This is a genomic window from Pseudomonas sp. XS1P51 (assembly GCF_054897845.1).
This window is the reverse complement of record NZ_CM142707.1, coordinates 1,809,490-1,832,252: the sequence shown is the minus strand read 5'-3', so window position 1 is coordinate 1,832,252 and position 22,763 is coordinate 1,809,490. Positions and strand designations below refer to the sequence as shown.

Sequence of the window (22,763 nt, the reverse complement as noted above, 5' to 3'; positions counted from 1 at the left end):
CCCATGTTCGAATTCACAGTATGGGATATCGCACGCAACCTGCTGTTGGCCATGCGCTGGACCATTGGCCTGTCGCTGATCGCATTCATCGGCGGTGGTCTCGTGGGGGCGCTGCTGGTGGTATTGCGTCTGACCGGGAACCGAATGGTGCGCGGGCTGGTGATGCTGTATGTCCAGCTGTTTCAGGGTACGCCGCTGCTGTTGCAGCTGTTCCTGGTGTATTTCGGCCTCGCCATGTTTGGCGTCGAAACCACGCCGCTGGTGGCCGCGTCGGTGTGCCTGACCCTGTACGCCAGCGCCTACCTCACCGAGATCTGGCGCGGTGGCATCGAGTCTATCGACCGCGGTCAGTGGGAAGCGTCCAGCAGCCTGGCGCTGAGCTTCAGCGAACAGATGCGCTACGTGATTCTGCCCCAGGCGTTGCGTGCAGGCATCGCGCCCACCGTCGGTTTCATGGTGCAGGTGGTCAAGGCCACGGCGCTGACCTCGGTCATCGGTTTCGTCGAAATGACCCGCGCCGGCCAGATCATCACCAATGCCACCTTCCAACCCTTCTTCATCTATGGCTCGGTCGCGCTGATGTACTTCGCGCTGTGCTTTCCGCTGTCGTGGTACAGCCGCGTACTTGAACAGAAACTTCGCCGATAGGGGCTTGCCAATATGAATCCCTCACATACTCACGACCCCAGGCCCGACTTTGCGTTGGTCGATATCCGCGGCCTGCGCAAGCGCTTCGGCGACAACGAAGTACTCAAAGGTGTCGACCTGCAGATCGCCCGCAAAGAAGTGGTCTGCATCATCGGCAAGAGCGGTTCGGGCAAGAGCACGCTGCTGCGCTGCCTGAACGGGCTTGAACAATTTCAGGAAGGCAGCGTTGCCGTCGATGGCCAGCTGATCCGCCAGGATGACCGCCAGGCCATGCGCGAACTGCGGCAGAACGTCGGGATGATTTTCCAGAGTTTCAATCTGTTCCCGCACCTGAGCGCCGGACAGAACGTGATGCTCGCCCCGCGTCTGGTACAGAAAGCGTCCAGCGCCGACGCCGAACGCCACGCCCGTAAATTACTGGATCGCGTAGGGCTGGGCGAACGCTTCGATGCCTTCCCCGATCAGCTTTCCGGCGGCCAGCAACAGCGCGTTGCGATCGCTCGTTCGCTGGCGATGAACCCACAAGTATTGCTCTGCGACGAGATCACTTCAGCCCTGGACCCTGAGCTGGTCGGCGAAGTGCTGCAAGTCGTCGAAGGGCTCGCCAAAGAGGGCATGACGCTGATCATGGTCACCCACGAAATGGCCTTTGCACGCAGGGTCAGTGACCGAGTGATTTTCATGCATCAAGGCCAGGTCCACGAGGCTGGCGATCCCGAGACTCTATTTACTTCCCCGAAAACCGCTGAGTTGCGACGTTTCCTGTCCATGGAAAATTGATCATCCAGCCGGTGGTTTCACTCTTTCGTCCTACTTTCACTCTGCCAGTTCAGGAGACACCCATGGCTTTTCCGTTGACCGTACCGCCCTCCAAAAAACACCAGAGCTTTCTGTGGTCACCGATCTGCACTGACCTCGACCAGCTCGACGCTCATGTCGCAATTGTCGGCATGCCTTTCGGAAAGGCCTATGTGGCCGAACACATCACCAATGATCAAAGCAAGGCGCCGGACGCCATTCGCGCAATGAGCGATCGCATCTGCCGCGCACTGCACCATTACGACTTCGACGTGGGTGGACCGATCTACGACAACCGCGCGTTGAAAGTCGTCGACTGCGGCAACGTGCCTGCCGATCCGGCCGATCTGAACAGCCATGGCCTGCGAGCCGAACAAGCGATCCGCAAGATTCTGGAGGCGGGCGCCATGCCGATTATTCTGGGTGGCGACCACAGCATCCCGATCCCCATCCTCCGCGCCTATGAAGGTCGCGGTCCTATCACACTCATCCACATCGACGCGCACCTGGATTGGCGTGATGAAATCAATGGCGTCCGCGACGGCCTCTCCAGCCCGATCCGCCGTGCCTCGGAGATGGATCATATCGGAGAAATCTTTCAGATCGGCCTGCGCGCTCAGGGCAGCGGCCGGCAGACGGATTTCCAGGCGGCTGTGGACTATGGCGCACACCTGATCACGGCCTATGAAGTCCATGACAACGGCATGCAATCGGTGCTGGACCGGATTCCCGACAATGGCAACTACTACCTGACCATTGATGCCGATGGCCTCGACCCGTCGATCATGCCCGGTGTCGCCGGTCCTGCACTGGGAGGCGTCACCTACGTGCAAATGCGCAAACTGATTCATGGTCTGGTCAACAAAGGCAAGGTAGTCGGCATGGACATCGTTGAAATCACACCCACGACAGACGTTAACAACATCAGCTGCATCACCGCAGGCCGGCTGATCGTCAACCTGATCGGTGCCGCCGTGCGCGCCGATTATTTCGACGCGCCGCCGCTGTAATTCAACGTCGTTTTCGGATCAAACCCTGAGGCCAGGGAATGGCGCTTCTCAATCATTTTTATTTGTCGATAAAGCCAGGTCAATCATGCCGACTCACACGCGTATCCGAATGTTCAACACCAAGGACACTTACCCCAATCAGTCGCTGGACAATGACCTCTGTCAGGCCGTTCGCGCGGGCAATACCGTTTACGTCAGGGGGCAATTGGGCAGCGACTTCGACGGTAACCTCATCGGTCTGGGTGACGCCAGGGCCCAGGCTGAGCAGGCCATGAAAAACGTCAGGCAACTGCTTGAAGAAGCCGGCAGCCAGCTACAAGACATCGTCAAAATCACTATCTACCTGATTGACCCACGCTACCGGGAGGAGGTCTATCAGGTCGTTGGAAAATGGCTCAAGGGCGTCTTCCCGATCTCCACCGGGCTGGTGGTTTCCGCGTTGGGCCAGCCGCAATGGTTGATGGAAATCGATGTGATTGCGGTGATCCCCGGCTGACCGTCGGAGGGCCGTGAACGATCGATCCCGAACCCATCGAAAGCAGGTTTTACATGAGCGCGAGTATCAACATCCTTCGCCGTCTGATTGGCTTCAATACGGTGTCATCGGAGTCAAACCTGGCGTTGATCCAATACGTACGCGCGTTGCTGGGCAGCAAGGGCATCGAGTGCACGCTGGTGTTCGACGAGCACGGCAAGAAGGCCAACCTGTTTGCCAGCATCGGGCCAATCGACCAGCCCGGCGTGTTGCTTTCGGGTCATACCGATGTGGTGCCGGTTGAGGGCCAGCACTGGACCACCACACCGTTCAGCGCCACGGAAAAAGATGGCCGTATCTATGGTCGGGGCAGCTGTGACATGAAGGGGTTCATTGCCTGCGCCCTGAATGCCATGCTCATGGCTGCGCAAACACCGCTCAAACGTCCTCTTCAACTGGCGCTGTCGTATGACGAAGAAATCGGTTGTGTCGGGGTTCGACGATTGATCGACGTCCTGGAACTCGCGCCCGTGAAGCCTTACCTCTGCCTGATCGGCGAACCTACGCTGATGCAATTAGCCCTGGGTCACAAAGGTAAGTCGGCGATGCGGGTTCATTGCCATGGCGAAGCCTGGCATTCTTCTCTCGCACCCCTTGCGGTCAATGCCATTCACCTGGCCAGCGACTTCATCGACGTGCTGCGCAAGACTCAGGCGCACCAGGCTGACAACGGGCATCAGGACCCGGCCTACGACATCCCCTACAGCACCTTGCATGTCGGTCTCATCAACGGCGGCAAAGCACTGAACATCGTTCCGGATACGTGCAGCATGGACATTGAGATTCGCTACCTGGCCCAGGATAGCCAGGTGGCCATGATCGAAAACTTGCAGGCACAAGCTGAACGCATCAGTCAGCAGGCGCGTCGATTATCGCCGCAGGCAGGCATCCAGATTGAACCGCTCAACCACTATCCCGGCCTCGACACGCACCCCACGGTAGAGGCGGTGCGCTTTCTGCAATCGCTGGCCAGTCCCGGTACAGGCTTCACGAAAGTCGCCTTTGGCACCGAAGGGGGGCTTTTCGCGGATCGGCTGTCAGTACCGGTCGTGGTCTGCGGCCCTGGCTCCATCGAACAGGCACATAAGCCCGACGAATTCGTGAGCTGCGAGCAGTTGCGCTTGTGCGAAGAGTTACTGGATCGATTGGTGAATTCACTGCGACGCTGAAATCTGCGTCACAGGACACCGTAGGCATTAAGTGAGGCTGGGTCATCCGGCATTTTGATGTGAACAAGTGGCAGCATCCCGACAATCTGACTGCACCTGGAACAGTGATTCATGCGCTAGATTGACTATCGATAAATATTTGACGTCAAAATGCCATCATTGGTATCAAGATGTGTCTAGTCCGGTCGATATGCTGAAAACCACACTGATCTGAAGGGCATATCGTTCATGAAGCTTACAGTCAAAGGCAAGTTGCTGTGTCTGGCCATCATCCCCGCGTTGTTGTTCGCATTGATCATCAGCGGCCTCGCATCGTGGATGTTGCAGCGCACCGCCGATCAGCAAATGCAGGAAACCCGTGACAGTCTGATCAAGCGTAATCGCGACGTGTTGAAGAACTATGTCGAGGTTGCGCTGACCACCATCAAGCCCTTGCATGATGCTTCGGCGAATGGCGATATGGCCGCCCGAGACAAAGCGCTGCAAATCCTCAAACCGGTTAAGTTTGGCGATGAAGGCTACTTCTTCGGTTACGACACCAAGGGGGTGCGGATCTTCCGTGGCGACAGCGCGGCGGGTGTGGGCAAGAGTTTCTGGGACACCCAGGACCCCGACGGTTCCTACCACTACCAGACCTTTGTGGAAGTGGCTAAAAACGGCAAGCACTACATCGACTATGCGGCGCCTAAACCTGGCGAGGAGAGCGTTCAGGTCCCCAAGCTGGGCTACACGGTTTACCTGGAAAAATGGGACATGGTGCTGGGCAGCGCCATCAATATGGATGACATCGACGCCGCCATGCTGCTGGAACAGGCCTCGGTCAAACAACGCACCCGGGATCTGCTCGGCAGCATCTTTCTCGTGACGCTGTTGGTGTTGCTGGTGACCGTGACTGCGGGTATCTGGACCGCCAATGGTGTGGTGCGTCCGCTGCGTGTGCTCAAGACCAATCTGGATGATATTGCGGCCGGTGACGGTAATCTCACCCATCGCCTGGCGATCACCAGCAGCGATGAACTGGGTGATCTAGCTGGGTCGTTCAACCGTTTCGTCGACAAGATCCACACCATGGTGAGTCAGGTGGCGCAGATGACCACCCAGCTGGATGGGCTGGTGAATCAGGCGACGCAGCAAACCTTGCGCTCTGAACAGGCCATGCAGCGCCAGCGCAACGAGACCGACCAGGTCGCAACCGCCATCCACGAAATGTCTGCTGCTGCCCAGGAAGTCGCGGTCAGCGCCCAGCGTGCTGCCGAGGCTGCGGCAGAGACCGATCAGCAGGGCCACGCCGCGCGCAAGGTCGTGGGCAACAACATTATCGGGATGAGCGCGCTGGTGTCCGACATTCGCCTGAGCGGCACCAGCCTCGACAGCCTGCAGCAAGACGTGCGCTCCATTGTCTCGGTGCTCGATGTGATTCGCTCGATTGCCGATCAGACCAACCTGTTGGCACTCAACGCGGCCATTGAAGCCGCGCGTGCCGGTGAAGCCGGTCGTGGCTTTGCGGTGGTCGCCGATGAAGTGCGCGCTCTGGCCAGTCGTACGCAACAAAGCACCCAGGAAATCCAGGGCATGATCACCCGCCTGGAAGCGGGCACCACAGCGTCGGTTGTCGCGATGCAACGCTCGACCGAAGCAGGCGAGGGGGCCAACCAGCAGACCAACGAAGTCGGGGCGTCGCTGGACTCGATCTCGGGCTTGATCGGTACGATCAACGCGATGAACGCACAGATTGCCAGCGCGGCAGAAGAGCAGACCTCGGTAGCCGAAGAAATCAACCGCAGCGTGCATCAGATTGCCGGTGCGGTGGAAAGCCTTGCCGATGAGACCGAGCAAAGCGCACGCACCATGCGGGAAGTGTCTTCGCTGGGTGCCAACCTGAACAGCCTGGTGAGCCAATTCAAAATCTGATGAACCGTTTAAACCCGTCGCTTGCCTGGCAACAGGCGGCGATAGCTGTTTTAGTAACGACTTATTAGTTAGCTTGATCATGATTAGGTGGCAATCTATTTTTTTGCCGTGCGGCAAATCATAAGAAAAACCAGAAAGACAAAAGTACACCCGTGCTTAGACCCAGGAGTGAGTAACCAATGTCCGATAACGATACCTCGCCCGGGCGTCGCGACTTTTTGCGCAAGTCGTTGACGCTTATCCCTGTCGTAACCCTGGCCAGTGCTGGCCTTCCCACCGCCACATTCGCCCAGACCCCGGCCAGTGACGCCCAGTCCGGCGCGCGAGCACCGGAGAAGGCCGATGACTACAAACCCACGTTCTTCACCCCTCAAGAGTGGGCATTCCTGATTGCTGCCTGCGACCGTCTGATCCCGTCCGACCCGGTTGGCCCCGGCGCCGTCGAACTGGGCGTGCCGGAGTTCCTCGACCGGCACATGCAAACCCCCTACGCCAACGGTGGCATCTGGTACATGCAGGGACCCTTCATTGAAGCGGCGCCGGAGTTTGGTTATCAGGGCCGCCTGACATTGCGCGAAACCCTGCGGGTCGGCATCAAGGCCGTTGACGCCAGTTGCATGAAAACGTTCTCCGGCAAGACCTTTGCGCAGCTGTCGACTGCCCAGCAGGAAGAACTGCTGAAAAATGCCGAGAGCGGCAAGCTGGCGCTGGAAGACATTTCTTCGAAACTGTTCTTCAGCAACTTGCTCAACGAAGTGCGCAACGGCTACTTCGCCGACCCTTCCCACGGCGGTAATAAAAACATGGGCGCGTGGAAGATGATCGGCTATCCCGGCATGCGCGCCGATTACATGGATTGGGTGACGGTGCGTGACAAGCCGTACCCGTTACCCCCGGTGGATCTTGCCGGGCGGAGGGGTTGAGCATGGCGAACGTTAAACCAAAAGTAGATGCAGTTATTGTCGGCATGGGCTGGACCGGGGCGATCATGGCCAAGGAACTCACCGATGCGGGGTTGACGGTCGTGGTATTGGAACGCGGTGCTGATCGCGACACGCAGCCTGATTTCGCTTACCCGAAAGTGGTCGATGAACTTGAAGGTTCGGTGCATCGCCGCTATCTGCAAAGCCTGTCCCAGGAAACCGTCACCGCGCGGCATAACCTGACCTCCAACGCCGTGCCGTATCGGCAGATGGGCTCATTCAAACCGGGCACCGGCGTCGGCGGCGCGGGCAGTCACTGGTCGGGCTGTCACTTCCGCGCGCTGCCGGAAGATTTCAAGCTGCGCAGCAATGTCGAGCAGCGCTATGGCGCCAACTTCATTCCCGCCGACATGACCATCCAGGATTTCCCGGTCAGCTACGAAGATCTTGAGCCGCACTTTGATCACTTCGAATACGTTTGCGGCACGTCTGGCAAGGCCGGTGTGATTCAGGGCGCTAAACAGCCGGGCGGCAACCCTTTCGAAGGGTCGCGCTCGCGTGAATTCCCGTTGGGTCCGAACCCTAATTATCTCGGTGCGGAAATGTTTTACGGTGCGGCCCGCGAGATGGGGTGGGACCCGTATCCGATTCCGGCATCCAACGCGTCGGCGCCTTACGTCAACCCGTACGGATGCCAGATGGGCCCGTGCAACGCGTGCGGGTTCTGTAGCGATTACGGTTGCCTGAACTACTCCAAGGCCAGCCCGAACATCAGCATCTTGCCAGTCCTGCGCCAGCGCAAAAACTTTGAACTGCGCACCCATGCGCAAGTCCTGAAAGTCAATCTCGACAGCGATGGCAAAAAGGCGACCGGCGTCACGTATCTGGATGCTCAGGGACGTGAAGTCGAGCAACAGGCCGACCTGGTTCTGCTCTGCGCGTTTTCTTTGTACAACGTGCATTTGATGCTGCTCTCGGGCATCGGCAAACCGTACGACCCGCTGAGTGGCGAAGGCACCATCGGCCGTAATTACTCGTACCAGAACCTCAACCGCGTGGTGCTGTTTTTCGGCAAGGAAGTGCAGGCCAACCAGTTCATCGGCATCGGTGGCGCGGGCACGACCATGGACAACCTCAACGGTAACCAGCTGGACAATGCCAAGGCCGGGTTCGTCGGCGGCGGGATCATCTGGGCGCGACAACCGGGTGCCGGTCCGGTACGCGGGATCAACGTGCCGCCGGGCACGCCAGCTTGGGGCACGCAGTGGAAACAGGCCGCCAGCGATGCTTTCCGTCACTCGTTTTACTTCGAAGTGCAGGGCGCCTGCATGTCGTACCGTCAGCACTACTTGAGCCTTGATCCGACCTACAAGGACGGCTTCGGACGACCCCTGCTGCGGATGAACTTCGACTGGCATGACAATGAAATCAAGGCCTCGCAATTCCTGGTAGGCAAGGCGCTGGAAATGTCGAAAATCCTCAACCCGACTGCCCTGGCCGGCGACGCCAAGAAACCGGGCGAGCATTACAACATCACCAAGTACCAGAGCACCCATACCTGTGGTGGCGCGATCATGGGCAGTGACCCCAAAACCTCGGCGCTGAACCGTTATCTGCAATCCTGGGATGTCCATAACGTGTTCGCCATCGGCGCCAATGCGTTCCCGCAAAACAACGGCTACAACCCGACCGGGATGGTGGGCGCGCTGGCGTACTGGTCTGCCAAGGCCATTCGCGAGCAATACCTGAAAAATCCCGGCCCGCTGGTTCAGGCCTAAGGAGAGAAATCCATGAAAAAGTTTCTCTTGAGCCTGGTTGGGCTGGGTATGGTGGTGCTGGTTGTCGTGTTGTCGTTCGCCTTCTGGCCGACCCACACCCGTGCGTTGCAGGCGGCACCTGAAGCAGAGCAGGCGGCGCTGGTCGAGAAGGGGCGCTACCTGGCGGATGCTGGCGATTGCACGGCTTGCCACACCGCCAAGGGTGGCCAACCGTTCGCCGGTGGCCTGCCGATTGCCTCGCCGATTGGCACGCTCTATAGCAGCAACATCACGCCCGACAAAGCCTCGGGCATCGGCGCTTACTCGCTGGATGATTTTGATCGCGCGATTCGCCACGGTATCGCGGCCAATGGCGACAGCCTGTACCCGGCGATGCCATACCCGGCTTACGCGAAGATCAGCGATGACGACGTGCGGGCGCTGTATGCGTATTTCATGCACGGTGTCGCCCCGGTCAATGCCGAGAACCGCGCCAATGGGGTGCCGTGGCCATTGTCGATGCGCTGGCCGCTGGCGATCTGGCGCAAGGTGTTCGCACCCGACCCCGATGCGGTGGCATTCAAGGCTGATGGTTACAAGGACTCTCAGGTGGCGCGCGGTGCTTATCTGGTTCAAGGCCTTGGGCATTGCGGCAGTTGCCATACGCCACGGGCGTTGACCCTGCAGGAAAAAGCGCTGGATGAGTCGAGCCCGGTCTACCTGTCAGGCGGGCCGGTGATCGACGGCTGGCTGGCGGTCAACCTGCGCGGGAACCCGGCGGACGGCTTGGGCAATTGGAGTGTCGGGGACATCGTCGCGACGATGCGTAGCGCACGCAACTTGACCCACGCGGTATTGGGTGGCGCCATGGGCGATGTGGTCGTTCACAGCACTCAGCACCTCAACGACGGCGATCTGCAAGCGGTGGCCGCGTACCTGAAAACGTTGCCCCCCAGCGAGCGCCAGGTGTCTGGCTTCAAGGCCGATCCACGCACGGCTAAAGCCTTGGCCGTCGGACAGGAAGACAGTCGCGGTGCTGAGCTGTACGTCGACAACTGCGCAGCCTGTCACCGCACCGACGGTCAAGGCTACGCGCGGGTGTTCCCGAAGATTGCCGGCAACTCGTCGGTGCTCTCGGAAGACCCGGTGTCGATGATTCGTCTGGTGCTGGTAGGGAGCAAGCTGCCCGCCACCGCGACGGCGCCCTCCGAGCTCGGCATGCCGGGTTTTGCCTGGCGCTTGTCGGATGATGAGACGGCACAGTTGCTGACCTTTATCCGCAACAGTTGGGGCAATCAGGCGCCTGAGGTGAGCGCCGCTCAGGTCAGGCAGCTCAGGGATACGCTGCCGAAAGAGTCGCCTGCGGTTTCGCGGGCGGATATCGCCAAGCCATAACGCTTCGGGTAACTAAAAGGGCAGGCTGACGTGCAATGCGTCAGCCTGCCTTTTTTGGGGGGGCTTCACGGAATCCCGAAGCATCGTGTGCTGCCTAAGCCTCCCAGCCCGCCCCACTGACCGCCGCCTGCACCAGCGGATGCAAGTCTGCCCCCTGATGCGCTGTCTGCCAGGCCAGCAACTCCTTGCGCATGCCGGGCGTCCAGAACATCTGCAGATGATTACGCACACTGAGCACAGCCTGTTGGTGATCCGGTTCGCCGGCGAAGTACTGGGCGATCTGGTTGGCCATTTTGATCAGGTTGTCAGTGCTCATCGGCGTACCTCGGCTTTTGTTTCGGCGGTGCGTGCCTGGCGGCGTTCGTTGAGCAGGCGGTGTTGTTCGTCGCTGAACTCCTGGAAGCGTTTTTGCCACTCGGAAGGGTGGTAGACGCGACTGACTTCCACGGCGGTGACCTTGTACTCCGGACAGTTGGTGGCCCAGTCGGAGTTGTCGGTGGTGATGACGTTGGCTCCCGATTCAGGAAAGTGGAAGGTGGTGTACACCACACCTGGAGCGACCCGTTCGGTGACCCGCGCACGCAGTACGGTCTGCCCGGCGCGGCTGCCGATGCCGACCCAGTCACCTTCGTTGATGCCACGGCTCTCGGCGTCGGTCGGGTGGATTTCCAGGCGGTCTTCGTCGTGCCAGGCGACGTTGTCGGTACGCCGGGTCTGGGCGCCGACGTTGTACTGGCTGAGGATGCGCCCGGTGGTCAGCAGAAGGGGATAGCGATTGTTGACCTTTTCCTCGGTGGGCACGTAGCCGGTGAGCATGAAACGCCCCTTGCCGCGCACGAATTCCTCGATGTGCATGGTCGGCGTGCCGTCCGGTGCCGCGGCGTTGCACGGCCATTGCAGGCTGCCGTGGCGCTCCAGTTCGGCGTAGCTGACGTTGGTGAAGGTCGGCGTCAGGCTAGCGATTTCATCCATGATTTCCGACGGATGCTGGTAGTTCATCGGGTAGCCCAGAGCGTTGGCCAGGGCCACGGTGCCTTCCCAGTCTGCCTTGCCGCCCAGAGGTTCCATGACCTTGCGTACCCGGGAGATGCGCCGCTCGGCGTTAGTGAAGGTGCCGTCTTTTTCCAGGAACGAACTGCCCGGCAGGAACACGTGGGCGAACTTGGCGGTTTCGTTGAGGAATATGTCCTGCACCACCACGCATTCCATGGCCGACAGCGCCGCGGTGACGTGCTGGGTATTCGGATCGCTCTGGGCGATGTCTTCGCCCTGGCAATACAAGCCTTTGAAGCTACCGCCCAGCGCTGCCTCGAACATGTTGGGGATGCGCAGGCCCGGGTCGGGTTGCAGGGTAACGTTCCAGGCCTGTTCGAACTGTGCTCGTACCACCTCGTTGGAGATGTGTCGGTAGCCCGGCAGCTCGTGGGGGAAGGAGCCCATGTCGCAGGAGCCCTGAACGTTGTTCTGCCCACGCAGCGGGTTCACGCCCACGCCTTCGCGGCCGATGTTGCCGGTGGCCATGGCCAGGTTGGCGATGCCCATGACCGCGGTGCTGCCCTGGCTGTGCTCGGTAACGCCCAGGCCGTAGTAGATCGCCGCGTTGCCGGCGGTGGCATACAAACGGGCGGCGGCACGGATGTCGGCAGGTTCTACGCCGCAGATGGGGCCAAGGACTTCCGGTGAGTTTTCCGCGCGGCTGACGAGCTCGCTCCAGCGGGCGAAATCACTGCCCTCGCATCGGGCATCGATAAAGGCCTGGTTGAGCAGGCCTTCGGTGACGATGACATGGGCCAGGGCGTTGAGCATGGCGACGTTGGTGCCTGGGCGCAGGGCCAGGTGCAATTCGGCGCGGGCATGCACCGAGTCCACCAGATCAATGCGCCGTGGGTCGATGACGATCAGCCGCGCGCCTTCACGCAAGCGGCGTTTGAGCTGGGAGGCAAACACCGGGTGGGCGTCGCTGGGGTTAGCGCCCATTACCAGGATCACGTCGGCTTTCATCACCGAGTCGAAACTCTGGGTACCGGCGGACTCGCCCAAAGTTTGTTTCAGGCCATAGCCGGTCGGCGAGTGGCAGACCCGTGCGCAGGTGTCGACGTTGTTATTGCCGAACGCAGCGCGCACCAGTTTTTGTACGAGGTAGGTTTCTTCGTTGGTGCAGCGGCTGGAGGTGATGCCACCAATGGAGTCGCGGCCGTATTTTTGCTGCAACCGACGGAATTCGCTGGCGGCGTAGGTCACCGCTTCATCCCAGCTGACTTCCTGCCAAGGGTCGTTGATGTGTTTGCGGATCATCGGTTTGGTGATGCGATCCGGGTGGGTGGCGTAGCCCCAGGCGAAGCGCCCTTTGACGCAAGAGTGGCCGTGGTTGGCCTGGCCGTTCTTGTCCGGAACCATGCGCACCAGCTGGTCGCCTTTCATCTCGGCGCGGAACGAGCAGCCCACGCCGCAATAGGCACAGGTGGTGATTACGCTGCGTTCGGGCTGACCCAGTTCGACCACGCTTTTTTCCATTAGCGTCGCGGTCGGGCAGGCTTGCACACAGGCGCCGCAGGACACGCATTCCGAGTCGAGGAAGTTCTCGCCACCGGCGGCCGCGACCCGGGATTCGAAGCCGCGCCCGGTAATGGTCAGGGCAAAGGTGCCCTGGGTTTCTTCGCAGGCGCGCACGCAGCGGTTGCAGACGATGCACTTGCTCGGGTCGTAGTCGAAGTAGGGGTTGGAGGTGTCCTTCACATCAGTCAGATGGTTGTCGCCCTCATAGCCGTAACGCACTTCCCGCAGGCCGACCTGGCCGGCCACGGTTTGCAGCTCGCAGTTGCCGTTGGCCGAGCAGGTGAGGCAGTCCAGCGGGTGATCGGAGATGTACAGTTCCATGACGTTGCGGCGCAAGGTCGCGAGCTTCGGCGTCTGGGTGTGCACGGTCATGCCTTCGCTGACCGGCGTGGTACAAGACGCCGGATAGCCGCGCATGCCGTCGATCTCTACCAGGCACATGCGGCAGGAGCCGAAAGCTTCCAGGCTGTCGGTGGCGCACAGTTTCGGAATGGTGGTGCCCAGCAGCGCGGCGGCGCGCATCACCGAAGTGCCTTCGGGCACGCTGATGCTGCGGCCGTCGATGTTCAGGGTGACCTGCACCTGGCTGTCGCGGGCCGGAGTGCCAAGATCGATATCGGTTTTCGGGTCGAAAAGAGTGATCATTGCTCGGCCTCCGAGGCTTGCAGACCGAAGTCGGCGGGGAAGTACTTGAGGGCGCTGGCTACCGGAAAGGGGGCCATGCCGCCCAACGCGCACAGCGAACCGTATTGCATCGTGTCGCACAGGTCCTTGAGGATGATCGCCTGCTCATCGCGACCGCTCTGGTCCGGCGCGGCCAGCAGGCGGTCGATCACCTCCACGCCGCGAGTCGAGCCGATGCGGCAAGGGGTGCATTTGCCACAGGATTCCTCGGCGCAGAATTGCAAAGCGAAGCGCGCCATGTGGGCCATGTCCAGGCTGTCGTCAGCCACCACCACACCACCGTGGCCGAGCATCGCGCCGATGCCGGCGAAGGCCTCGTAATCCAGCGGCGTGTCGAACTGCGAAGGCGGCACCCAGGCGCCGAGCGGGCCGCCCACCTGCGCAGCCTTCAGCGGCCGGCCACTGGCGGTACCACCGCCGTAATCTTCCACCAGTTCGCGCAGGGTCAGGCCAAAGGCCCGTTCCACCAGGCCGCCGTGACGAATATTGCCCGCCAACTGGAAGGGCATGGTGCCCAGCGAGCGGCCCATGCCGTAATCGCGATAGAACTGCGCACCCTTGGCCAGAATCAGCGGCACCGAGGCCAGCGTCAGCACGTTGTGCACCAGCGTCGGCAGGCCGAACAGACCCTGCAACGCGGGGATCGGCGGCTTGGCGCGGACGACCCCGCGCTTGCCTTCGAGCGAGTCCAGCAGCGCGGTTTCCTCACCGCAGATGTAAGCGCCGGCACCGACCCGCACTTCCATATCGAAGGCCTGGCCGCTGCCGCCGACATTGGCACCGAGGTAACCGGCGGACCGGGCAATGTTCAGCGCCTGGCGCAGGGTGGCCACGGCGTCTGGATATTCCGAGCGCACATAGATGTAGCCATAAGTGGCACCGACGGTGATGCCGGCAATGGCCATGCCTTCGATCAACAGGAAGGGGTCGCCTTCCATCAACATGCGGTCGGCAAAGGTGCCGGAATCGCCTTCGTCGGCGTTGCACACAATGTATTTTTGCGCAGCTTCGGTTGCGCGTACCGTACGCCATTTGATCCCGGCGGGGAACGCCGCGCCGCCACGGCCACGCAGGCCCGATTCGAACACCTCTGTCGCGGTCTGTTCGTCACCGATGGCGACGGCTCTTTTCAGACCCTCGAAACCACCATGCTCCCGGTATTCATCGAGGTACAGCGGCTGGGTGATTCCGGCGCGGGCAAACAGAAGGCGTTGTTGCGTCTTCAGATAGGACAACTCTTCAACCAGGCCCAATGCCAGTGGATGAGAAGACGGCTCGCTCTCCAGCGCATCGAGCACGGACGGCACATCGGCAGCGGTCAGCGGGCCGAAGCCGATACGGCCTTGCGGGCTGTCCACTTCCAGCAACGGTTCCAGCCAGTACAAGCCGCGCGAGCTGGTGCGGTGCACCTCCAGGGGCACAACGCGTCCCCGGCCATGGGTGATAAGGGCTACCACAACCTCTTCGGCACCCACGGCACGGGCCAGCGAATCACCGGGCAGATAGAAAGCCGGCATCATGCGTCCTCCCGGCAAGCGTCGAGCAAGGCATCCAGACGCTCGGCGCTGAGCCGCGCATGCACCCGGCCATCCAGCTCCAGAGCGGGCGAGCAGGCGCAGGCACCGAGGCAATACACCGGGCGCAAACTGATGCTGCCGTCGGCGCTGCTGCCGTGATCATCCAGTTGCAGACGTTCGCGCAACTGCGCCGCGAGCTGCTCGGCGCCGCGACTCTTGCAGGACTCGGCCCGACACAGGCGCAGGATATGCCGGGCCGGAGGCGTGGTACGGAAGTCATGGTAAAAGCTGATCACCCCGCGAATCTCGGCCTGACTCTGGTTGAGGGCGTGGGCAATCTCGGGGACGGCGGCATCGGGGATGTAACCGATGCGTTCCTGAATATCATGAAGGATGGGCAACAGTGCACCGGGGGAGCGTTTGTGGCGCTCCAGCAGACTGTTGACCAAAGGCAGGTGCAACATCTCATCAGGCATTCAGCAATCCTCACGGTCACGGACAAACCAGATGGTTGTCGGTCGTCCGAAAGTGTCGGCTGCGGCACTCACACCACGTCACGGTATCGTGGCATTTTCAGGCCGTTGGCCAGGGCACCCTTGGCGGGCATCTTGTTGTGCCCGGCGCGGTCTTTGCCGCACCTCTTAAAGGGCATAAAAGGCAGATTGCCACGCGGCTTATGATTTAACTGCACCAAAGCGACGTGTTCAGTTCTGTCTACGACTATCCATTGAGTCTAGATGAGTGTGGCACGGGGCGTTCACTCACTGGGCTAATGCCCTGAGGGCTTGTCGATGGGTGATGTATAGCAAGCATTACAGGTAAGAAACAGCATCAGATTCGCGGGGAATTCTACGGAGCAGAAGTGCTCTATTGCGCATTTTTTCTCCGATTTCAAATCGGCGTAATCCTGGTGATACCTGTCGGTCGCCGTGGTCGTGCCAGAGGCGCACCTGGTCGGGCCTGCATATTCGGACGTGTTTGACAAGGAACGGCGTGCATCTATATTGATGATGTCAAGATGAAATCACAGGGCCTGGGCATGGATGGATATGGTTCGCGCAGGCGTCGGCTGCGCCTGGAGGCCAGGTTTCACGGACGATGGGCCCAAGCTGCGTTCATCTTGTCGTTTTTAGCCATAGGCTGGAGCCTGCCCGCATTTGCCGGGCAGAATAACGACGTCGTCGATACAACGGATGAAGACGAGCCGGTCATCTTCACGCTGCTGCCCCAGACCCTTAAAGATAATGACATTCAGGTCTTCCACGGTGTGCCGCCTCAGCGCGGCGACTGGCGCTCCATCGCGATCAGCCAGTCCAAAAGTATCGATCCGGAATCGACCTGTACTGCGACCTTCATCGGGCAGTACGTGCTGGTGACCGCCGCGCATTGCGTCGTTCTGGGCAGCAACCGTTTTGCCTCCCCCATTGCCATTGGCCCATTCAAATACCGATGCACGGTGGATCCGGCCTATCTCTCGACGAAAGACCTGCCCAGTGTGCGTCACCCTGCAGACTACGCACTTTGCCTTGCCGAGCCTTATTCGGGCCCGATTCCTGCCGATTTCAAACAGCTGCACTGGGATTCGTTGGATTTGCGCGCGGTTGCCAGGGACGACGTTTTGCTGGTTGCCGGTTTCGGTTGTATTTCATGGACGTTCAACCCGTCTACAGGAAATATTACCGTTCTCCCTATGGAGAAAAAGTTGGCTGTCGGTGATTTCAAGGTGGCCGCTTTGGCGGCGGACTCATTCTCCAGCGAGTCGGATGGAAAGACACAAAGCGCGTTGTGTACCGGCGATTCCGGTGGGCCGGCGTTCAACGGAGTGAGTGCAAAGAATCCGGGCAGTGCGCGCACTATCCGTGGTATCGCCTCCAGGAGACGCGTGGAAAACAACAAGGTGGTGTCGCATTTCGCGTCGCTCTCGACCCCGCGGTTTCACAGGTTCCTTGCATGTTGGAAAGGCGCGAACCCGAACGCGCATCTGCTGGTTGAAACGTCCGACGGAAAACCACTGGAGGGCAAGGTATGCGCCGACGGTACCTGGTGACAGCGCTCTGCGCGTTGTTGGGGACGCCTGATTCATCCAGAGGGCAGCCGAATTTACCGGCGGTCGATCTGACGGAAACCTCCTCGACGTTCCGGGCAACCCGCGCCGAGTTGCCCGATGCACTGGTGACCTATGTCGCGACTCATGCCCAACCCAGGCAACTGGACCGCGCGACTTACCCTGCCGCCCACCAAGCCAGCGCGCAGAGCATCATTGAGATACTTTGCGGCAAAAGCCAGCCGGAATATGAAGCCGTTTGGCGTGAGCAGAACCGTTTGGCGGACACGTTCGACATGAGCGTCCCTATCGGTGAACAGGTATACGGAATGAGTTGGCCCGCTTGCTTCTACGTCAGAGACGAGACTGCCGAACTCGTCGTCGAACGTGACCGTGTGCTGAGCAAGACGTTTCTCGAACAAACGGGGCGAGTGGGTACTACGGTCGAGATGCAGCAGTATTTCCAGCTCCAGGACGTGGATCAAGTAAAGCCGGGGCTCAAAGTGCCTCTATCGTTTGCCACTCAGTCCGTGACGTTCACCCCGACGGTCGACAAGACCACTTTCGAACGTGAAGTCTCCGCACTGGCGGTCAAGCCGAACGGGGTAACCAAGTTGGCCGCGATGAAGATCGTCGGCAAGCCCAAGCTTTTCGATGAGATCGTTACAGCCGTAAGCGACTCCGGGAATCCTCCGCCCGACTGCCTTGGCAGCATCACCGCGCCTTTTGATGCGATGCGGATTCGCCGTGCGCTATCGATATTGCGCCGGGACTATAAAAAGATCCGAAACGAGGTAACGGTTGCGGTGCTGGACAATGGCTTCGGCGCCGCACGTCTGGAGCACGGTCAACTGACCTTCGCCAGCAAATTTCCCAAGCAGTTGTTCAGGCTGAGCAGCCTGCCCGGTGAGGAGGAGGCACTCGAACGGCCGGTGCCCATCTCCGACAGCGCATATCTGGAGCCGTTGATCAACTTGGCGGTGGTTCAAGAGCCGCGCTACGTCGCAGGGCATGGTACGCATGTGGTCGGCACCATCATGGGGGGCCAATGGATGGATCCCGCGTCGCCACTCTTTGCTGTCAATGACGAAGAAAGCTGGCTTCGCCTGCGCATCATCCCGCTGTCCGCTGGCAGAAAACAGATATCCCGCATGGCTGTCAATGAGGCCATGTTACGGGTTGGTATGAGTCATCCACAGATAGTCAACATGAGTGTCCGTTACGGATCGGACCCGGACTTGAACCTGAGCAGAGTCATTGCCGATAACAAGGACATCCTGTTTGTTGTGGCGGCGGGTAACGACGCTCGCGATGTGGTCGCCAGACGCGGGAATGATCGCACGCTCATGCCTGCCAGCCTGGGCGGAGAGAAAAACGAGAATGTTATTTCCGTGGCCGCCGAGGATGGCAACGGTTACCTGACTCCTTTCAGTAACTATGGCGAGACACGGGTCGATATCGCCGCACTGGGTTGTAACGTTGCCTCCTGGCTGGATGGAGAGCAGGTTGAGTTGCTCAGCGGCACATCGCAGGCAACTGCCATGGTGAGCTTTGCCGCGACTTTGTTGTCGCGTCACGGGCTGGACGCCGCCAGCATAAAGCGCCGTATTCTCATCAGCGGCGACATCCTTGAAGGGGTGCTCCGACTCAATCAGGGGAAAATGCAGACGCTCGGGATGAGTGATAGCCAGCCCCTACGGATCTACTCGCGGTCTCGCGTCAATATTGAAAAGGCACTGCTGTTCCATCAGGACTATCTGCGCATCCTGGTCAAGGATGGTGACGGTGCCGACTCGCCGCGCAAAGAGGTAGAGCTGTTAGGCGGCCTGCAGGTACAGGGCGCCATCGAGTGCAGTGCGCCAACCGATGGACAGCATGTGTACGCACTCAAACGCAGTGCTTCAGGTGGGCTCTGGTGCTTCCCTCACGACGAGCTCAAACCCTACTTGTCATCACCAGGGGATGACTTCCGAGTGTTTCTCGAGGTCAAGGAGGAACTCACGACGGCCTCTGGCGTAACGCCCCGGTACTTGAAGGGCCAAACCGTTGCGGTCGCACTTGATGACCTGCAGGAATTCATACGTTCGGATTCATACATGCACGGAATCCAGGAGGAACAACAATAATGCGCCATCTCGGTACCGCCATTGTCGTTTCAGCATTCATCATAACCGCTGGTTGCACGACGTATCTTCAATCGCGCAAACCGTCCGACACCGGCACCACGCAAGGTGTGATTTACCATTTGCCGGAGCTTCATTACGATGTGGAGGTCAAGCGCACCTTGACCCAGTGCCCCGAACTCCCGGATCAGCAACACTCCCGGCCGGCTGGGCAGATAGAGTTCCAGATCAACGCAATGGCTGCGCCGCGCACGGTCGCCGGCGAAGAGGTAGTGATCGATTACGAGTCGCTGTCGGCGTTCACCAAAATCACCGATTTCAATCTGGAGCGATATTCCAGCGGCATCATTAAGTCAGTTAATGCGACGGTAGACGACCGAACGGCCGATGTGGCCCAGCAGGCGTTCAAGGCTATCGTCAGCGTCGGCAAGATTGCGATCGGTTTGCCGGTTCCGTCGGGGGTGGCGGAATGGGCAGGGGGACCGAGTTATTTTCTGGCATGCAGTTCGCAGGCCCGGCAGACGCTGTCGGCTATACCTGGCCTGCGCAAGACGGCCAGGGGGCAAGAGGCCGTGCTGAAAAAGGCAACCAAAGCGGTTTCGGATTTCGATACTGCCCACCCCGAATCGCCGCGGGACGCAGGCGTGGAGGTACAGGCCGCCGCGTTGAGGCGCAGCAAGTTGCAGGCTCAGGAAGCACTGGAGGCTGCAAACGAAGCGCTCGCCAAAAGCCTGAACGAGATCACTGTTGTTTCCCGGTTCACCTATGTCCCGGGGCAGCGCTCACCGGGTCGGGACGTTCTGGCCTATCAGCACAGGAGCAAATTCAAGTCGTGCGCAAGGCTGCCGGAAAGCCCTCCACCGTCCGGGCCCGGTATCAATGGCGTCTATAGCAGCCTTGCCGATGAGGTAGCGGGTACGACGTTGCCGCAGTCGATCGTGCAGTTGCGGTCCCTCCACACCGATGATGGCGGCAGCGCACGTTGGCTGATCCACACCTTGGGCCCTGATCTGATGCTCGATTGCGACGACTCGATCGTGGACAAGGCACGTTGGAGCGATTCCAACGGAGATCCGACGGATGTTGATACCGAGAGCGCCATCTCCACTGCGAGGGCGGCCTGGAACACAGACAATAGCCTGGCGCTGGACGAGATCGAGGACGTCACCACACGTCTACAAGGTGCAGAAGTTCTTGTTACGGCCAATACACTGTCACCTTCGCGTACACCGCTCGCGCTCGATGCGGGCGAGGCTTGCACCTCCACGGGGGATCGACGCTGCGGCATTCTCTATCGAACAAAAATGCCTGGGCGGTTGCGTATCTGTCGCTTCATCTCGGAACGGCAAGGTATTGCGAGTCCCGAACAATGCCATGGCATGAGTGGCAGTGACCCTGCGGTGCTGTTCACTGACGAGCGTCCCGTTCCACAGTTGGGGCATCTTGCTTCGTTGGGCTTGCGTAATGGGCCCTTCACCAACAACGAATTGTCGGCATCGTTCAACGAGGACGGTACGTTGATAAAAGTGGGGTACAAGAAGCCGCGCGCCGAAGCGGTCGCGGTAGGGGAAACGGTCAATGCCGGGCTCGACTCAGTGACCGCGTTGAAGCTATATGCGAACGGGGAAGAACTGCGTGATCTACAGGGTCAGAAGTCGCTCAACGACGCGCAAGTCGCCTTGCTCAACTCTCAGAAGGCACTCCTGCAGCCAAGAGAAGTCACCTCACTTGAGAACCAGGCCAGCCTGATCAAGGCGCAAAGTACGTTGATCGATGCGCAGATTCAGTTACGCAAGAAACAGGCGGAACTGGATGCTCTGAACGAATCTGTCGGAGATGACGGTTCCTAGTAGCCGGGCAGTGCAGGCTTCAGTGCCTTCTATCATTGCGCCAGCCCGCGCATAGCTGTTTGACTTCCCGACGGGGTCAGGACCATCAAAGAAGTGGACCCGCCAGAACAGCGGGTCCGAAAGGGGGATCAGAGTTTCGGCAACTGCCCGATGCGGCCCAGCATCTCGGTCACGATCTGCAGGTCCAGCAGGAACTGGTCGACGGTCTTGAACTCATTGTCGGTGTGGCCGGTGTATTTGACCTCGGGCCTGGCCAGGCCGAACTGCACGCCATTGGGCAGCTCATGGACCGAGGTGGCGCCGGCAGAGGTCCCGAACTTGTGTTCCATGCCCAGGTTTTCGCTGGCCACGGCCAGCAGGGCCTTGACCCATTCACCTTCAGGGTTGCGATACATCGGTTCGGCGATCGAGTAGTCGAAGGCCACCGCAACGTCGGTCTTCTTGCTCCACGCGTCCAGCTTGTCGGCAATTTTGGCCTTGAGCGTTTCCGGGGACTTGCCCTTCGGCACTCGCAGGTTGACCGCAAGCTTGAAGGCTTTTTCATCCATCCCGACATACGTCAGGGATGCGGTCAGCGGCCCCATGAAGGCATCGGAAAAACCGACCCCCAATTTGCCGCCCAGGTAGTCCAGTCCCCAGTTGTCGGCGGCGTAGCGGGCGGCGTCGGTAATGTGGTTGTGCTTGAGCGCAACCTTCCCGTCGAGGCTGTTGATGAAGTCCAGCATCCTGGCCACCGGGTTGACGCCTGACTCTGGCTCGGAAGAGTGGGCGGAAACGCCAGTGACCGTAAGCTTGACGTCCTTGCCGGCGACCTTGGCGCTCACCTCGAAGTTGCCGCCGTTGCGCTTGGCGTAGTCCGTGCCGGCCTTCTCCAGGCTGGCGGCCAGCTCGGCTGGCTTGTCACTCACCAAAGTGGCGACTGAAGTCGACGGAATCTGGTTGGTGGCCAGGCCACCGGTCATTGCAGTGATTTCGGCGCCTTTACCCTCTGCGGTACGCCGCGCAAAGTTGGCCATCACGGTGCCGTAGCCTTTTTCGGCAATCACCACTGGGTAGCCGCCATCCAGCGCCAGGTTGTAGTTGGGCGTCGGGTTACGTTCGAAGTAGTAGGGGATGGCGTCGCCAGTGGTTTCTTCGGTGGTATCGACCAGCAGCTTGAAGTTGCGGGCCAGTGGCAGTTTCTCTTCCTTGATGACCTTCATGGCATAGAGCGTCACCACGATACCGTTCTTGTCATCCTCGGTGCCCCGGCCATACAGGCGGTCGCCGACCAGGGTGACCTTGAACGGATCGAGTCGGGTGCCGTCTTTCAGGACCCAGTTCTCCGGCGTCACGGGCACCACGTCGGCGTGGGCGTGAATGCCGACAACCTCATCGCCACCGCCGGAGAGGGAGATTTCATAGACGCGGTTGTCGATGTTGCGAAAGTTCAGGTTGAAGGACTGGGCAAGGCCCTTGATCTTGTCGGCAATCTTGATGAATTCAGGATTGTCGTGCTGGGCAACGCCGTCCACGCGGAAGGTCGGGATTGCCACCAGCTCGCGCATAGAGGCCAAGCAGGCGATGGATCTCGTTCTGCTGGTCAGCGGAAAGGGTTTTGTTGTCGAGGAAGGCACTGATTGCCGGGCCGAGGTCGTCGTTTTTGGTCACGTCGCTCTTGGCCAGGCCTGCCAGGAACTGCCTGAAATCCGTGACCGATGCGTCACTGAACGTCTTGAGGATGGTCGCGCTCTGTTGCGGGGTGATGTTGGCGTGCGCTGGTGTGGTGAGCGACGAAAGGCTGGCCAGCATCAGGGTTGTCGCGGCCAGTTGCTTGAGTGAGAAGTCCATTGCTTGGGGCATT

At 60.0% G+C, this 22,763-nt stretch carries 15 protein-coding genes and 3 pseudogenes; 13 read left to right on the top strand and 5 right to left on the bottom strand.

The window, feature by feature from the left end:
• Window positions 1-3: 3 nt before the first annotated feature.
• The 10 genes and pseudogenes from ACYZUD_RS08375 (at window position 4) to ACYZUD_RS08330 (ending at window position 10,146) form a co-directional block, all read left to right on the top strand.
• Window positions 4-648 (top strand): amino acid ABC transporter permease, encoded by a 645-nt coding sequence (locus ACYZUD_RS08375; protein WP_462023524.1) that lies wholly within the window; start codon window positions 4-6, stop codon window positions 646-648.
• 12 nt (window positions 649-660) lie between these two features.
• Complete coding sequence (locus tag ACYZUD_RS08370; RefSeq protein ID WP_462023523.1) at window positions 661-1,428, top strand: amino acid ABC transporter ATP-binding protein; 768 nt, start codon at window positions 661-663, stop codon at window positions 1,426-1,428.
• A gap of 62 nt (window positions 1,429-1,490) precedes the next feature.
• A complete protein-coding gene (locus tag ACYZUD_RS08365; protein ID WP_462023522.1) occupies window positions 1,491-2,456 on the top strand; it encodes an agmatinase in 966 nt (321 codons plus the stop codon).
• Window positions 2,457-2,541: 85 nt separating this feature from the next.
• Window positions 2,542-2,952, top strand: a complete 411-nt coding sequence (locus ACYZUD_RS08360) for a RidA family protein (RefSeq protein ID WP_462023521.1) — start codon at window positions 2,542-2,544, stop codon at window positions 2,950-2,952.
• Between the two features lie 53 nt (window positions 2,953-3,005).
• A complete protein-coding gene (gene argE, locus ACYZUD_RS08355; protein ID WP_462023520.1) occupies window positions 3,006-4,160 on the top strand; it encodes an acetylornithine deacetylase in 1,155 nt (384 codons plus the stop codon).
• 228 nt (window positions 4,161-4,388) lie between these two features.
• A pseudogene (locus ACYZUD_RS08350) lies at window positions 4,389-5,213 on the top strand (cache domain-containing protein); the annotation flags it as partial.
• A 363-nt stretch (window positions 5,214-5,576) separates the two neighbouring features.
• Window positions 5,577-6,071: pseudogene (locus tag ACYZUD_RS08345) on the top strand (methyl-accepting chemotaxis protein); the annotation flags it as partial.
• 179 nt (window positions 6,072-6,250) lie between these two features.
• Window positions 6,251-6,994, top strand: coding sequence for a gluconate 2-dehydrogenase subunit 3 family protein (locus tag ACYZUD_RS08340; RefSeq protein WP_462023519.1), 744 nt, complete (start codon window positions 6,251-6,253; stop codon window positions 6,992-6,994).
• Window positions 6,995-6,996: 2 nt separating this feature from the next.
• A complete protein-coding gene (locus tag ACYZUD_RS08335) occupies window positions 6,997-8,772 on the top strand; it encodes a GMC family oxidoreductase (protein WP_462023518.1) in 1,776 nt (591 codons plus the stop codon).
• Between the two features lie 12 nt (window positions 8,773-8,784).
• Complete coding sequence (locus ACYZUD_RS08330) at window positions 8,785-10,146, top strand: cytochrome c (protein WP_462023517.1); 1,362 nt, start codon at window positions 8,785-8,787, stop codon at window positions 10,144-10,146.
• A 94-nt stretch (window positions 10,147-10,240) separates the two neighbouring features.
• Here the strand turns inward: ACYZUD_RS08330 and ACYZUD_RS08325 are convergent, their stop codons facing one another.
• From ACYZUD_RS08325 to ACYZUD_RS08310, 4 genes are read right to left on the bottom strand one after another with little or no spacing between them, the layout of a single operon-like run.
• Window positions 10,241-10,462, bottom strand: coding sequence for a formate dehydrogenase subunit delta (locus tag ACYZUD_RS08325; protein ID WP_462023516.1), 222 nt, complete (start codon window positions 10,460-10,462; stop codon window positions 10,241-10,243).
• Window positions 10,459-13,347 carry a formate dehydrogenase subunit alpha gene (gene fdhF, locus ACYZUD_RS08320; RefSeq protein WP_462023515.1) on the bottom strand — a complete coding sequence of 963 codons (2,889 nt, stop codon included), beginning with the start codon at window positions 13,345-13,347 and terminating at the stop codon, window positions 10,459-10,461. The genes ACYZUD_RS08325 and fdhF overlap by 4 nt, the downstream gene beginning before the upstream one ends.
• A complete protein-coding gene (locus tag ACYZUD_RS08315) occupies window positions 13,344-14,906 on the bottom strand; it encodes a formate dehydrogenase beta subunit (protein WP_462023514.1) in 1,563 nt (520 codons plus the stop codon). The genes fdhF and ACYZUD_RS08315 overlap by 4 nt, the downstream gene beginning before the upstream one ends.
• Window positions 14,903-15,379 (bottom strand): formate dehydrogenase subunit gamma, encoded by a 477-nt coding sequence (locus tag ACYZUD_RS08310; RefSeq protein ID WP_462023513.1) that lies wholly within the window; start codon window positions 15,377-15,379, stop codon window positions 14,903-14,905. The genes ACYZUD_RS08315 and ACYZUD_RS08310 overlap by 4 nt, the downstream gene beginning before the upstream one ends.
• 542 nt (window positions 15,380-15,921) lie before the next feature.
• On the opposite strand from ACYZUD_RS08310, the gene ACYZUD_RS08305 reads away from it, so the two are divergent.
• The 3 genes from ACYZUD_RS08305 to ACYZUD_RS08295 are packed head-to-tail and all read left to right on the top strand — an operon-like array spanning window position 15,922 to window position 20,920.
• A complete protein-coding gene (locus ACYZUD_RS08305) occupies window positions 15,922-16,950 on the top strand; it encodes a trypsin-like serine protease (RefSeq protein WP_462023512.1) in 1,029 nt (342 codons plus the stop codon).
• Complete coding sequence (locus ACYZUD_RS08300) at window positions 16,929-19,073, top strand: S8 family serine peptidase (protein WP_462023511.1); 2,145 nt, start codon at window positions 16,929-16,931, stop codon at window positions 19,071-19,073. Before ACYZUD_RS08305 ends, ACYZUD_RS08300 begins: the two co-directional genes overlap by 22 nt.
• On the top strand, window positions 19,073-20,920 hold the full coding sequence (locus tag ACYZUD_RS08295) for a hypothetical protein (protein WP_462023510.1): 1,848 nt from the start codon (window positions 19,073-19,075) through the stop codon (window positions 20,918-20,920). Before ACYZUD_RS08300 ends, ACYZUD_RS08295 begins: the two co-directional genes overlap by 1 nt.
• 128 nt (window positions 20,921-21,048) lie before the next feature.
• On the opposite strand, the pseudogene ACYZUD_RS08290 reads toward ACYZUD_RS08295, so the two are convergent.
• Window positions 21,049-22,750 (bottom strand): annotated as a pseudogene (locus tag ACYZUD_RS08290) (dipeptidase).
• Window positions 22,751-22,763 lie beyond the last annotated feature (13 nt).

Bases quoted from the DNA above. Each gene is read 5' to 3' on its own strand.
- ACYZUD_RS08375 (WP_462023524.1), top strand. From the start codon at position 4: ATGTTCGAATTCACAGTATGGGATATCGCACGCAACCTGCTGTTGGCC.
- ACYZUD_RS08370 (WP_462023523.1), top strand. From the start codon at position 661: ATGAATCCCTCACATACTCACGACCCCAGGCCCGACTTTGCGTTGGTC.
- ACYZUD_RS08365 (WP_462023522.1), top strand. From the start codon at position 1,491: ATGGCTTTTCCGTTGACCGTACCGCCCTCCAAAAAACACCAGAGCTTT.
- ACYZUD_RS08360 (WP_462023521.1), top strand. From the start codon at position 2,542: ATGCCGACTCACACGCGTATCCGAATGTTCAACACCAAGGACACTTAC.
- argE (WP_462023520.1), top strand. From the start codon at position 3,006: ATGAGCGCGAGTATCAACATCCTTCGCCGTCTGATTGGCTTCAATACG.
- ACYZUD_RS08340 (WP_462023519.1), top strand. From the start codon at position 6,251: ATGTCCGATAACGATACCTCGCCCGGGCGTCGCGACTTTTTGCGCAAG.
- ACYZUD_RS08335 (WP_462023518.1), top strand. From the start codon at position 6,997: ATGGCGAACGTTAAACCAAAAGTAGATGCAGTTATTGTCGGCATGGGC.
- ACYZUD_RS08330 (WP_462023517.1), top strand. From the start codon at position 8,785: ATGAAAAAGTTTCTCTTGAGCCTGGTTGGGCTGGGTATGGTGGTGCTG.
- ACYZUD_RS08325 (WP_462023516.1), bottom strand. From the start codon at position 10,462: ATGAGCACTGACAACCTGATCAAAATGGCCAACCAGATCGCCCAGTAC.
- fdhF (WP_462023515.1), bottom strand. From the start codon at position 13,347: ATGATCACTCTTTTCGACCCGAAAACCGATATCGATCTTGGCACTCCG.
- ACYZUD_RS08315 (WP_462023514.1), bottom strand. From the start codon at position 14,906: ATGATGCCGGCTTTCTATCTGCCCGGTGATTCGCTGGCCCGTGCCGTG.
- ACYZUD_RS08310 (WP_462023513.1), bottom strand. From the start codon at position 15,379: ATGCCTGATGAGATGTTGCACCTGCCTTTGGTCAACAGTCTGCTGGAG.
- ACYZUD_RS08305 (WP_462023512.1), top strand. From the start codon at position 15,922: ATGAAATCACAGGGCCTGGGCATGGATGGATATGGTTCGCGCAGGCGT.
- ACYZUD_RS08300 (WP_462023511.1), top strand. From the start codon at position 16,929: ATGCGCCGACGGTACCTGGTGACAGCGCTCTGCGCGTTGTTGGGGACG.
- ACYZUD_RS08295 (WP_462023510.1), top strand. From the start codon at position 19,073: ATGCGCCATCTCGGTACCGCCATTGTCGTTTCAGCATTCATCATAACC.